Here is a 12,532-nt window from a genome sequence, read left to right as displayed (position 1 = left end):
GTCTGCATGGCGGGATCGGCCAATGCTGGCATCTCGCCGATCCGGACGCTGGCCCGCCTTTGCCTGCGGCGGGTATCGGCACGAAAAAGGGGCGCCGTCCTCGCGGACGACGCCCCTTCGAAACGGCCTTATCGGCTTACTGCTTCTGCGGCACGCCCGAGGCTGCGGCGACTTCGGCGGCGAAGTCCGACGCTTCCTTCTCGATGCCCTCGCCCAGCTGGAACCGGACGTAATCGACCAGCTTGATCTCCGCGCCGGCGTCCTTGCCGGCCTTGGCGACGACGTCGCTGATCTTGGTCTTACCGTCCATCACGAACAGCTGGCTCACGAGCGCGTGCTCCTTGCGGTACTTGGCGATCGAGCCTTCCACCATCTTGGCGATGATGTCTGCCGGCTTGCCGCTCTCGCCGGCCTTTTCGGTGGCGATCGCGCGCTCGCGCTCGATTTCGGCCTCGTCGAGGTCGTCCTCGTTCAGCGCCTTCGGGAACGCTGCGGCGATGTGCATCGCCAGCTGCTTGCCGAGTGCCTGCAGCGCCTCGTCGTTCGCTTCCGACTCGAGGGCGACCAGAACGCCGATCTTGCCGAGGCCCGGCGCCTGCTGATTGTGCACGTAGCTCACGATCGCGCCCTTCGACACTTCGAGGCGCTTCGCGCGGCGCAGCGTCTGGTGCTCGCCGATAGTCGCGACATTGTTGGTCAGCACGTCGGCGACGGTACCGCCCGACGGCATCGCCTCGCCCTTCAGCGCCTCGATGTCGCCGCCGTTCGGGCTGGCGAGCGCGATCTGCACGACGTCGCGGACGAACTGCTGGAACTGGTCGTTCTTCGCGACGAAGTCGGTCTCCGAGTTCACCTCGACGACCGCGCCCTTGGTGCCGGCAACGGCGACGCCGACCAGACCCTCGGCAGCAGTACGGCTCGACTTCTTCTGCGCGGCGGCGAGGCCCTTGGTGCGCAGCCAGTCGAGTGCGGCGTCCATGTCGCCGCCGGTCTCGTTCAGCGCCTTCTTGCAGTCCATCATGCCCGCGCCGCTCTTGTCGCGCAGGTCCTTGACCATCGCTGCGGTGATATCGGCCATTATACTATCCTCTACGTTCGAATGTGGTTGCGGGCGGGGCGGAGCGCCACCCGCCCTGCCCCGCCCGCATGAAAGTTCGATGACGCTTGCGCGGGCTCAGGCGTCGATCTGACGCTCGGCCTCCGCCTCGGCGCTGGCCGACTCGGACGCAGGCTCGACCGACACCACTTCCTCGACCGGCGCCTCTTCCATCGCGCCCAGATCAACGCCGCGACGCTGCTGCTGCTCGACGTTGCCACGCGTGGCGGCGATGGCGATCGCCTCACAATACAGGCGGATGGCACGGCTTGCGTCGTCGTTCGCCGGCACCGGGAAGGCGATGCCGTCCGGCGACACATTCGAGTCGAGGATGGCGACCACCGGGATACCCAGCGTGTTCGCTTCCTTGATCGCCAGCTCTTCCTTGTTGGCGTCGATCACGAACATGACGTCGGGAACGCCGCCCATGTCGCGGATGCCGCCCAGCGACAGCTCGAGCTTGTCGCGCTCGCGGGTCAGCTGCAGCACTTCCTTCTTGGTCAGGCCGTGCGTGTCGCCCGACAGCTGCTCTTCCAGTGCCTTCAGACGCTTGATCGAGTTGCTGATCGTCTTCCAGTTGGTGAGCATGCCGCCCAGCCAGCGGTGGTTGACGAAATGCTGGCCCGAACGGCGCGCCGCATCGGCGACGGCTTCCTGCGCCTGGCGCTTGGTGCCGACGAACAACACCTTACCGCCGGCCGCGACGGTGGACGAAACGAACTCGAGCGCGCGCGCGAAGAGCGGCACGGTCTGCGAGAGGTCGATGATGTGGACGCCGTTGCGATCGCCGAACAGATACGGCTTCATCTTCGGGTTCCAGCGGTGCGTCTGGTGGCCGAAGTGCGCGCCGGTTTCGATCAGCTGCTGCATGGTGACGACGGGTGCCGCCATAGGGATAACTCCTTCCGGTTGAGCCTCTGGGAAGCGGATGACGTGCGACCTGACGGCCGACGCACCGGGCTATGTTGCTTCCCATGCGGGGTTGAGAGGGGCGCTCTTAGACGACAGGCGCGAATAATGCAACGCTTGACAGCAGGAACGTAAATGGAACATAAAGGGTTCGTACAGTGACCAAGAACCGGAACAGAACGTGATTTTCAGCAAAATTGCTGAGAAATCATGGTTTTCCGGTCTGGTGGGCGGAACCGAAGGGTTAATGAACGGTTAAGCGGACTTATCCACAGAAAAGTTCGCGCCAGGGAGGCGGACATGGTTGCAATGGTGAGCATTCTGATTTTTGCAGGCGCGTTGGCGCTCTCCATCGGCGTGATCGTCGCGACCGTGGCACCGCAATGGCGCCGCATCGTCCGTATGATGGACGGCCATGTCGAACCCGCATTCACGCCGCTGGCGCATATCGCTTCCGTCGAGCGGCGGATCGCGGTCAGGCGCTGGGCGTCGGGCTCGACTCCGTCGCCTGCGCAGCCGTCGCGCGCAGCCGCTTGATCCGCGCATAGCTGGCGATGCTGAACGGGATGGTCGCCAGATAGCCGAGGCACAAGACGCACAATGTGTGCCACGGCATCGACACCAGTGCCGCCCCCAGCAGGACGACGCCGGCCAGAGCCTCGAAACGGACGGTGCGACGGAGGCGGAACGAGCTCCACGAGAAGGTGGCGACGCTCGACACCATCAGCAATGCGATGAACGCGACCCAGGGGCCGACGAGCTTGGGAGACGCGAAGATCGGCTCGTCGGTCCAGAACCAGAAATAGAGCGGCACCATCGCCAGCGCGGCACCGGCCGGCGCGGGGATACCGGTCAGGAAGCCAGCCGACTTGTGCGGTTGCTCGTCGAGGTCGATCCTGGCGTTGAAGCGCGCAAGACGCAGCGCGCAGAAGACGGCGAAGACCAATGCGCAGATCCAGCCGAGACGCGGGACAGCGGCCAAGGACCACAGATAGAGGATCAGCGCGGGCGCGACGCCGAAGGAGATGGCATCCGACAGGGAGTCCAGTTCGGCGCCGAAGCGGCTTTCGCCGCGCAGCAATCGGGCGATCCGGCCGTCGATCCCGTCCAGCACGCCGGCGATCATGATCATCGTCACCGCGCTCTGCCATTCGCCGCCGATCGCGAAGCGGACACCGCTGAGACCGGAGCAAAGTGCCAGGGCGGTCACGGCGTTCGGCGCGACCGCGCGGAGCGGCAGCCCGCCGGCGGGTGCGCGCAGCCGTCGTACCGGCCGGCGCCGGATCCCCTGACCGTCCCGATCGATCACTGGCTGATCCCGGTCACGGCCGTTCCGCCGACGCGGCCGATCACCGTCTCGCCGGCGATCGAACGCTGACCCAGCGTCACCTGCGGGATGATATCGTCAGGCAGGAATACGTCTACCCGACTGCCGAAGCGGATCAGGCCGATCCGCTGCCCGGTCGCGACCATGTCGCCCGGCTTGACGAACGGCACGATACGGCGCGCGACCAGACCGGCGATCTGCGTGAACCCGATGCGGCGGCCGTCCCGCCCCTCGACGACGATGTGCTGCCGCTCATTCTCATCCGACGCCTTGTCCAGGTCGGCGTTGAGGAACTTGCCGCTGATATACACGACCTGGCGGATCGTGCCGGCGATCGGCGTGCGATTGATGTGGACGTCGAAGACCGACATGAAGATCGAGACGCGGGTCATTGGCGCCTCGCCCAGCTCGGCCACGAGCTCGCGTGGCACCGGCACCTTCTGGATCATCGTCACCAGGCCGTCGGCCGGCGCGATGATCAGTCCGTCGCCCGTCGGCGTCGTGCGGACCGGATCGCGGAAGAAGGTCAACACCCAGATGACGACGCCGAGCAGCGGCCAGAACAGGACCTTGGTCACGATCGTCGCCAGCAGCGTGATGCCGAAGGCGATGGCGGCATATTTGTGCCCCTCCGGGTGGACCGAGGGGAAGCGCCATTTGACGGTCGTGGTCGGCAGCGGCGTATGGGGAGGCTTTTCGAGCGATGGCATAACCCGCGGGTGTAACCGTGTCGTTCCTGCAACACAACGGCGGTCGATGGTTCGGCGGTGGCGCGACGCCGGCGATGGTGGCGGCGCGCGCACCCACCGGTCGTCCATGGGCGCGGCGCGCGTGCCTCCGCAGGGAGGCATGCCACGGTTGATCCCCTGCCCGCTTGTGCCTAGACGGACGCCAAACTCCCCATCCATAGGATTGCACAGCATGGCGAAGATCAAGGTGAACACGCCCGTCGTGGAGATCGACGGCGACGAGATGACGCGGATCATCTGGGAATGGATCCGCGAGCGCCTGATCAAGCCGTACCTCGACATCGAACTCGACTATTACGACCTCGGCATCGAGCATCGCGACGCGACCGAGGACAAGGTCACCGTCGACGCCGCCAAGGCGACGCAGAAATATGGCGTCGCGGTCAAGTGCGCGACGATCACGCCCGACGAGGCGCGCGTCGAGGAATTCGGCCTGAAGAAGATGTGGAAGTCGCCCAACGGCACGATCCGCAACATCCTGGGCGGCGTGGTCTTCCGCGAGCCGATCGTCATCAAGAACGTGCCCCGCCTGATTCCGGGCTGGACCCATCCGATCGTCGTCGGGCGCCATGCGTTCGGCGATCAGTACAAGGCGACCGACTTCCGCGTGCCCGGTCCGGGCAAGCTGACAATGAAGTGGCAGGGCGAGGACGGCCAGGTCATCGAGGAGGAGGTCTTCCAGTTCCCCTCGTCCGGCGTCGCGATGGGCATGTACAATCTCGACGATTCGATCCGCGACTTCGCCCGCGCGTCGATGCACTATGGCCTCAACCTCAAGTGGCCGGTCTATCTGTCGACCAAGAACACGATCCTCAAGGCGTATGACGGCCGGTTCAAGGACCTGTTCGCCGAGGTGTTCGAGGCCGAGTTCAAGGACAAGTTCAAGGAAGCGGGCATCGTCTACGAGCACCGCCTGATCGACGACATGGTCGCGTCCGCGCTGAAGTGGAATGGCGAGTTCGTCTGGGCCTGCAAGAATTACGACGGCGACGTACAGTCGGACCAGGTGGCGCAGGGCTTCGGTTCGCTGGGCCTGATGACCTCGGTTCTGCTGACGCCGGATGGCAAGACCGTCGAGGCGGAGGCGGCGCACGGTACCGTCACGCGCCACTATCGCCAGCACCAGCAGGGCAAGGCGACGTCGACCAACCCGATCGCGTCGATCTTCGCTTGGACCGGGGGTCTCAAGTATCGCGGCAAGTTCGACAACACGCCGGACGTGGTGCGCTTTGCCGAGACGCTGGAGCGGGTTTGCATCGAGTGCGTGGAGAACGGCCAGATGACCAAGGATCTCGCGATCCTGATCGGCCCGGATCAGCCCTGGATGACCACCGAGCAGTTCTTCGAAGCGGTCCGTTCGAACCTGGAATCGAAGATGGCCAGCTGGGCCTGACGCTTCTCGAACGCAATTCCGAAGGGGCGCGGCAGCGATGCCACGCCCCTTTTTTATGGCGCAAGCCGATGCCCCGTCGCGCGTCGGTCTTCTCTATAGCGCGACTTCAGATCCATTCCGGACACGATCACGCTGGCGCTCCGGACCGTTTGGCATGAGGATGGTCCATCGGCATCAGGGACGATGCCGGCACGTGGAGATGCGACCATGCCCATCGACCCGGCCCGCTATTCCTGGCTCGATCACATCGGCCAGCTGCCGCGCATGATCAGCGAGGCACGCGCGCTGATCGGCACCCATGAGCTCGCCGGCCCAGGCGACAATCCCGCCATCCTTGCCTGGGCGTCTGAGGTCGGCGGCGACGTCGCCTCGCATTACTCGCACGATTCCGTCCCCTGGTGCGGCCTGTTCATGGCGGTGGTGGCAAAGCGCGCCGGCAAGACGCCACCGGCCGATCCGCTTTGGGCGCTCAATTGGTCGACGTTCGGCCAGCCGGCGGGCCAGCCGATGCTGGGCGACGTGCTGACCTTCCTGCGGCGCACCGACGACGGTACCGCCGGCCACGTCGGCCTCTATGTTGCGGAGGATGCGTCCGCCTTCCACGTGCTGGGCGGCAATCAGTCGGATCAGGTCTGCTTCACGCGCATCGGCAAGGACCGGCTCCACGCCGCGCGCCGCCCCATCTATGTGAACCGGCCCGCGACCGTCCGCCCGTTCCTGGTCGCGGCGATCGGGGAACTTGCGGGCAATCACACCCTAGCGTGACTTTCGCCTGACAAAGCGTGGCCGGACGGGCTAGGGTCCCGGGATGGCGATTGGACTGGAAAACGAAGGCTTCTCCGACACGCTGGTGATCCTGGGCGCCGCTGGCCTGGTCATTCCAGCCTTCGCGCGCTTCAAGGTCAGCCCTGTCATCGGTTTTATCCTCGTCGGCATGCTCGTCGGCCCGGCCGGCCTCGGCAGCCTCGTGCCGAAACTGCCGTGGCTCTACTATCTGACCATCTCCAACCCCCATTCGATCGAGCCGTTCGCCGAATTCGGCATCGTCATGCTGCTCTTCTCGATCGGCCTGGAACTGTCCTTTCGTCGCCTCTGGGGGCTGCGCCGTCAGGTGTTCGGCACCGGGCCGGCCGAGTTGCTGGGATCCGCGGCGCTGATCGGGATCGCGCTGCACCTGCTCGGTCAGCCCTGGGCGGGCGCCGCCGGCCTCGGGCTGGCGCTGGCCCTGTCTTCAACCGCCCTCGTCCTCCCGCTGGTGGGCACGACCAGCCCGGTCGGACGCGGCGCCTTTGCGATGCTATTGTTCGAGGATCTGGCACTCGTCCCGATCATCTTCGCGCTGGGTGCCATGGCACCGACCGCGAGCGAAGAGGGCTGGGTCGGCATCGCAGGCGTGGCCGCGCGCGGGCTCGCCACGGTGGCCGCCATCTACATCGGCGGCCGCGTCTTCCTGCCCCGTCTGTTCGCGCAGGCGGCGCGGACGAAAAGCCCCGAGCTGTTCCTTGCCGCTGCCCTACTCGTCGTCATCGTCGCCAGCGTCGCCACCACGGCGGCAGGCCTGTCACCGATCGTCGGCGCGTTGCTGGCCGGCCTGCTGATCGCCGAAACGGAATATCATACCGAGGTCGAGGTCATCACGGCGCCCTTCAAGGGACTGGCGCTGGGCGTGTTCCTGATCACGGTCGGCATGAGCCTCGATCTGCGCCTCATCCTCGCCAACTGGCCGGGGCTGCTGCTCGCCGTCGTCGGCGTCGTCCTGGTCAAGTCGGTCGTCACCTATCTGCTGTTGCGCGTGGCACAGGCACGCCGCGGCCTCGCGGTCGAGACAGGCCTGCTAATGGGTAGCCCGTCCGAGACGACGCTGATCGTGCTGGCGACCGCCACCCAGGCCCAGTTGATCACCGGCCAGACCGCCGCGTTCTGGCAGACGGTGACGGCGATCGGGTTGACGATCACGCCGCTGCTCGCGCGCGCGGGCCAGATCGTCGCGCGGCGCATCGACATCCGTGCCGAGCCCGCGGCGCCCCAGCCCGAGGCGGACGGCGCCGTCGTCATCGGCTTCGGCCGCGTCGGGCGAATGGTCGCCGACCTGCTGACGGTGCATGGCCAGACGTACGTCGCGGTCGAAGCGGACATCGACGCCGTCGCGGAGGCGCGTGCGGCAGGCTATCCGATCGTCTTCGGCGACATCGCCCGTGCCGAACTCGTCGAGCGACTGGCGATCGCGCGGGCCCGCGCGTTGATCCTGACGATGGACGATCCTGTGTTGACCGTCCGCCTGACCCGGCGAATGCGCGCGATCGCGCCGGACCTGCCGATCATCGCCCGTGCGCGCGATCCCGAACATGCCGCGGAACTCTATCGTGCCGGGGTGACGGACGCCGTGCCGGAGACCTTGGAAAGCTCGCTGCAACTGTCCGAGGCGGTGCTCGTCGATCTGGGAATCGCCATGGGCCCCGTCATCGCCTCGATCCACGAGAAGCGCGACGAACTCCGCCAGACGATCCGTGCAGCCGCCGCGATCGACCGCGAGCCACGCATCCGCCGCGTGCGGCGGATGGGTGATGCCGCGCAAGGTCAGACATAGAGGTCGACGACCGTCGCCGATCGCGCCACGGCGGCGAGCAGCAGCGTGCGGTGGCAATGGCCGGGTTCCCGTTCGTAGCACAGCAGCGCACTGGGGACCTCTGCGGCGAGATCGAGCATCGCAGCCGACGCGACTTCCGCTTCCGGCAGGCCCAGCTGCGCGTCATAGACCTCGCGCAGAGTCGCGATATCGCCCTTCTTCGCCGCATCGCGACCGCGCTTCGGCGTACCCAGCGCCTTCAGATGCACATAATCGATCCCCGCCTCTTTGAGACTGGCGGCGAGCGGCGTCTTCGAAAAGCCCGGGCGACGCGACGCCGGCAGCGCACGGACGTCGATCACGCGTTTCACCCCGGCGGCCGTCAGCGCATGGAGGAAATCGGCCATGGTCGCGCCTTCGTAGCCGATGGTGTATATCTTGGTCATGGCGGCGATATAGGCATTGCGTCGCAAGCCCGCTAAGGGCCGCGATTTACCATCAGCCTGGCAAAGCGATTTCATGAGCGACCATCACATCCACATCGTCGGCGGCGGCCTTGCCGGCTCGGAAGCCGCGTGGCAGCTCGCCGAGGCGGGTTTCCGGGTGAAGCTGTCGGAGATGCGCGGTGGCGGCGACGCCACGCCCGCGCACCACACCGACGGGCTGGCTGAACTCGTCTGCTCGAACAGCTTTCGCTCCGACGATGCGGAAAGCAACGCCGTCGGCCTGTTGCACCAGGAAATGCGACGCCTGGGTTCGCTGATCCTGCGCGAGGGCGACGCGCATCGCGTGCCGGCAGGCTCCGCCCTGGCGGTGGATCGCGACGGCTTTTCGGCGGGCGTGACCGCCGCACTGTCCGCGCACCCCAACATCACGATCGTTCGCGAGCGCGTCGATATCTTGCCCGACGGCCCGGCGATCCTCGCCACCGGTCCGCTGACCGCCCCGGCGCTTGCAGAAGCGATCGGCGGCGCCACCGGCACGGACGCCCTCGCCTTCTTCGACGCCATCGCGCCCATCGTTCATCGCGACAGTATCGACATGGACATCGCCTGGTTCCAGAGCCGCTGGAACAAGGGAGACGGGAAGGATTACATCAACTGCCCGCTCGACAAGGACGCATATCTCGCCTTCCATGCCGCGCTGCTCGCCGGGGAGAAGACCGAGTTTCGCGACTGGGAAAAGGACACCCCCTATTTCGAAGGCTGCATGCCGATCGAGGTGATGGCCGAGCGTGGCGTCGACACACTGCGTTATGGTCCCATGAAGCCCGTCGGCCTCGACGACCCGCGGACCGGGCGCTGGCCCTATGCGGTCGTTCAGCTACGCCAGGACAATGCCCAGGGCACCTTGTGGAACATCGTCGGCTTCCAGACCAAGCTGAAGCATGCCGAGCAGGTCCGGCTGTTCCGCACGATCCCCGGGTTGCAGAATGCGGAATTCGCCCGGCTCGGCGGCCTGCACCGCAATACCTTCATCCGTTCGCCCGAACTGCTCGACCCGACGCTCCGGCTCAGAAACCGGCCGAACATCCGCTTCGCCGGCCAGATCACCGGGTGCGAGGGCTATATAGAGAGTGCCGCCATCGGCCTGATCGCGGGCCGTTTCGCGGCTGCGGAGCTGTCTGGCGCCACCCTGCCGCCGCCGCCGGTCGAGACGTCGCTTGGCGCCTTGCTGGGGCACATCACCGGCGGCGCGGAGGCTGAAAGCTACCAGCCCATGAACGTCAATTTCGGTTTGATGCCGCCGATCGAGGGGCGGACCAAGAAGGCCGACCGCAAGAAGATGTACACGGCGCGCGCACGCGCGGCGCTCGACCAGTGGCTCAGCTGTCTTCCGCAGCCGGCGCCGGCTCGGACGGCGGACATTTCGCGCGAGGCCGCGACGTTCGCTTGACCGCCGTCGTGGCGAATTCGGCGCGGTCCATCGCGCCGGACCGGTCACGATCGGCAGCGGCGAATTTGCTCTCCGCCTTGACGGCCCACTCGTCGAACGAGAGCCGGCCATCGCCGTTCGCGTCGAGCTTGGCGAAAGCCTTGCGCCGGGCGGCGAGATATTCCTCGCGGCTGACCTTACCGTCTCGGTCCTTGTCGTAGCGGTCGAACCGCTTCTGCTCCCGCGTAGCCGGAAGCGCCTCCGGCACCTTCGCCGCGTCATCGCGCTCAGGAGGGTCAGCAGAGGCCACCGGCACAGGCCGCGGGCTGGGAAGGATCGGCGGTGGCGAGGCATGCCCCCGAAGCAAGGATATACCGGCGCCACCCAACGCCACGATCGCCGCGCCGCCGATCAAATACCGCCACATGCTGCCTGCTCCCCGTCGAAACGCAGGGTAGCAAGACCGACCGGGCGAGCAACGGGAAATATATCCGTTATCGACCAATCAGGCGAAACCGTGCTATTGCCATGGACTTGGCCAGCGCGTTGCCTGGCTCGCCCCCCGCAATCGCAAGTTTGGCAAGGATACCCAGCGGTCGTATGGGCGCCGGCCACCGGTGCGCGAAGGCCTGGCAGGACAGTCCCGCGACCGCCCCCCTCGCGGCCTGGACCACCCGGCCGTCCGCCGACCCGTTTGCGAGGTCCGCCAACGCCCAGGCCTGTCCAGCCGCGGCGACATAGGGCTCCGCCGTCGACCGGAGCAGGCGCGTGCCGAGGTCGAACAGCAGTCCGCCGCGGCCACGCGCATAGACGCCGAGCGGCTCCTGCTCCGTGACCTCGTCGAGCAGGACTTCCCAGCCCTCGACCAGACCGGCGAGCATGGCACCGGGGATGCCACCGGCGACGACATGCGTCGCCAAATCCCGCAACAGGGGTTCGGCCGGCGCGGGCGCCGAATCCAGTCGTCCCAGCGCCTCATGCCACCAGGTGAGCCGCATCTGCCCTATCATCGGATCGCGCGCGGCCCGGACGATATCACCCAGGCGTTGATCGAGCCCCAGCAAGGCGGCGAAAGCATGCCGCGCGCCTTGCGGTGCGCTGGCGACAGCGATCCGGCGGTCGGGGGTGAGCGAAGCCTCAGCCATGCATGCGCCTCCTTGTAGCGACCAAAGGAAAGGGGCGGCCCGCACGCGGACCGCCCCTGTCGTCAGCCGAAAAGGTCCGGCTCAGGCGGCCGGCGTCGCAGCCGCACTGGTGCCGGCCTGGAGCCAGGTCGTCCAGAGGCTGGCGATGCCCGCACGCGGCTCGGTCGTGACAGCGGCAAACGCGGTCTGCGCACCCGCCTTGTCGCCCGAGCGCGCGAGCGCGATGCCGAGATGCGTATTCACCTCGTCCTTGTCGACGCCGCCCTTGCTCAGCGCCTGACGATACAATTCGACCGCCTTGGCGTAATTGCCCTGGCCGAGATAGGCGTCAGCGGTCTGCGCCGACAGCTTGCCGTCCTTGGACGCTGCCGCCTGCTTCTCGCTGGTCGCGAGCGAACCCTCGTTCTTGATCGCGGTGTTCGCGTCGCCAAGCAGGCGCTTCGAGAAGGTGCTGGTCGCCGGAATTTTGCCCGACGCCATGCCTTCCTTCAGCACCGCCGCCGACTCATAGGGATTGCCGCGATCGTAGACCGCCTGGGCATATTCCTCATAGGCCGCCTGGTCGACCAGCGAATTGCTGGCGCGCATCAGGCGGAACAGGTCGATCTGCTGCAGCTTGTCGGCCTTGACCGGCGCATTCTGGGCGAAGGCGTATTGCAGGATGACGTCGCGCCAGACCTTCGGCGTCGGATAGGCGACGAGGTACTTCTTCATCCAGTCGACGGTCTGGGCGCGCATGCCCTTGGCGTTCGCCGTCGCGATCGCATAGCGGTAATAGGCTTCCGGGGGCGTCTGGCCGGCGGCCTTCTGTGCGTCGATGACCGAGGACAGGTCCGTGAGGCCGCCGGCCACGTCGCCCGACTGCACCTTGAGCTTGGCGAGCTGCAGATCGAGGTCCGGGCTGGTGTAACCCGCCGCCTTGGCCTGCGTGAAATACTGCACGGCGACCTGAGCCTGGCCACCGTTTGCCGCCAGCGCGCCGCGGCGGAACAGATACTTGCCGCGATCGGCGGCAGGCGTGCTCTTCGCGGCGATCAGCGCGTCGAGCGGCTTGGCGAGGACCGTCTCGTCGAGCGGCGCATTGGGGTTCGCCTGCTGCGCGACGACGAGCTTGGTATTCTCCAGGTCGTACCGGAGCGCGGCGGCGATATACTTGTCGTCGTCGGTCGTCGCGGCGGCCTCGATCTGCGCGACCAGCGGCTCGGCGGCGGCGACGTTACGCTGCTGGATCGCGGTCTGCGCCTGGCCGGCGACGGCGAGCACCGGCTTGCTGAGCTTGAACTGCGGCCCTTGCGCGGCCTGCTCCTTCTTGTCCTTGGCCGCGGCGGGCGCGGTCAGGGCGATCCCGCTCACGCCGGTGGCCAGCACGGCGGCCAGCGCGAGCTTCGAAAGGGTCTTCATGCAAACTCTCTCCATTTGGGGGCATTGCCACCGGGGAACGTGTGGGGCGGCTGTAAAGGTCCGGGCGACGG

The 12,532-nt window shown here is 66.8% G+C and carries 12 protein-coding genes; 4 read left to right on the top strand and 8 right to left on the bottom strand.

Translation table 11 applies throughout. The annotated features are described in order from the left end of the window. Window positions 1–136: 136 nt before the first annotated feature. The 4 genes from tsf to IQ292_RS08470 form a co-directional block, all read right to left on the bottom strand. Entirely contained in the window at window positions 137–1,078 is a 942-nt protein-coding gene (gene tsf / locus IQ292_RS08485; RefSeq protein ID WP_203309892.1) for a translation elongation factor Ts, read from the bottom strand. Between the two features lie 96 nt (window positions 1,079–1,174). After that, a complete protein-coding gene (gene rpsB / locus IQ292_RS08480; RefSeq protein WP_203309891.1) occupies window positions 1,175–1,987 on the bottom strand; it encodes a 30S ribosomal protein S2 in 813 nt (270 codons plus the stop codon). 493 nt (window positions 1,988–2,480) lie between these two features. Continuing rightward, window positions 2,481–3,314 carry a CDP-alcohol phosphatidyltransferase family protein gene (locus IQ292_RS08475; RefSeq protein ID WP_420853664.1) on the bottom strand — a complete coding sequence of 278 codons (834 nt, stop codon included), beginning with the start codon at window positions 3,312–3,314 and terminating at the stop codon, window positions 2,481–2,483. Further along, window positions 3,311–4,042 (bottom strand): phosphatidylserine decarboxylase, encoded by a 732-nt coding sequence (locus IQ292_RS08470; RefSeq protein WP_203309890.1) that lies wholly within the window; start codon window positions 4,040–4,042, stop codon window positions 3,311–3,313. Before IQ292_RS08470 ends, IQ292_RS08475 begins: the two co-directional genes overlap by 4 nt. A gap of 211 nt (window positions 4,043–4,253) precedes the next feature. Between IQ292_RS08470 and IQ292_RS08465 the strand changes: the two genes are divergently transcribed. The 3 genes from IQ292_RS08465 to IQ292_RS08455 all read left to right on the top strand — a co-directional run bounded on the left by IQ292_RS08465 (window position 4,254) and on the right by IQ292_RS08455 (window position 8,061). Then, complete coding sequence (locus IQ292_RS08465; protein ID WP_203309889.1) at window positions 4,254–5,474, top strand: NADP-dependent isocitrate dehydrogenase; 1,221 nt, start codon at window positions 4,254–4,256, stop codon at window positions 5,472–5,474. A 207-nt stretch (window positions 5,475–5,681) separates the two neighbouring features. Continuing rightward, entirely contained in the window at window positions 5,682–6,239 is a 558-nt protein-coding gene (locus tag IQ292_RS08460) for a TIGR02594 family protein (protein ID WP_203309888.1), read from the top strand. 43 nt (window positions 6,240–6,282) lie between these two features. After that, window positions 6,283–8,061, top strand: a complete 1,779-nt coding sequence (locus tag IQ292_RS08455; protein WP_203309887.1) for a cation:proton antiporter domain-containing protein — start codon at window positions 6,283–6,285, stop codon at window positions 8,059–8,061. On the opposite strand, the gene IQ292_RS08450 is transcribed toward IQ292_RS08455, so the two are convergent. After that, a complete protein-coding gene (locus IQ292_RS08450) occupies window positions 8,052–8,486 on the bottom strand; it encodes a DUF488 domain-containing protein (RefSeq protein WP_203309886.1) in 435 nt (144 codons plus the stop codon). The two genes, IQ292_RS08455 and IQ292_RS08450, sit on opposite strands and share 10 nt — an antisense overlap. 73 nt (window positions 8,487–8,559) lie before the next feature. Between IQ292_RS08450 and trmFO the strand changes: the two genes are divergently transcribed. Then, entirely contained in the window at window positions 8,560–9,936 is a 1,377-nt protein-coding gene (trmFO, locus tag IQ292_RS08445; protein ID WP_203309885.1) for a methylenetetrahydrofolate--tRNA-(uracil(54)-C(5))-methyltransferase (FADH(2)-oxidizing) TrmFO, read from the top strand. On the opposite strand, the gene IQ292_RS08440 is transcribed toward trmFO, so the two are convergent. The 3 genes from IQ292_RS08440 to IQ292_RS08430 form a co-directional block, all read right to left on the bottom strand. After that, a complete protein-coding gene (locus tag IQ292_RS08440) occupies window positions 9,866–10,342 on the bottom strand; it encodes an EF-hand domain-containing protein (protein ID WP_203309884.1) in 477 nt (158 codons plus the stop codon). The genes trmFO and IQ292_RS08440 overlap by 71 nt on opposite strands. Window positions 10,343–10,409: 67 nt before the next feature. Further along, the gene (locus tag IQ292_RS08435; protein ID WP_203309883.1) at window positions 10,410–11,060 is read right to left on the bottom strand and encodes a squalene/phytoene synthase family protein; all 651 of its coding nucleotides are present in this window, start codon (window positions 11,058–11,060) and stop codon (window positions 10,410–10,412) included. Between the two features lie 81 nt (window positions 11,061–11,141). Then, a complete protein-coding gene (locus IQ292_RS08430; RefSeq protein WP_203309882.1) occupies window positions 11,142–12,461 on the bottom strand; it encodes a hypothetical protein in 1,320 nt (439 codons plus the stop codon). Window positions 12,462–12,532: the final 71 nt, after the last annotated feature.

This window comes from Sphingomonas beigongshangi (assembly GCF_016820445.1).
GTDB classification, from domain to species: Bacteria; Pseudomonadota; Alphaproteobacteria; order Sphingomonadales; family Sphingomonadaceae; genus Sphingomonas; species Sphingomonas beigongshangi.
The sequence above is the reverse complement of the archived record's forward strand: the minus strand, read 5'-3'. Positions and strand labels throughout refer to the sequence as shown.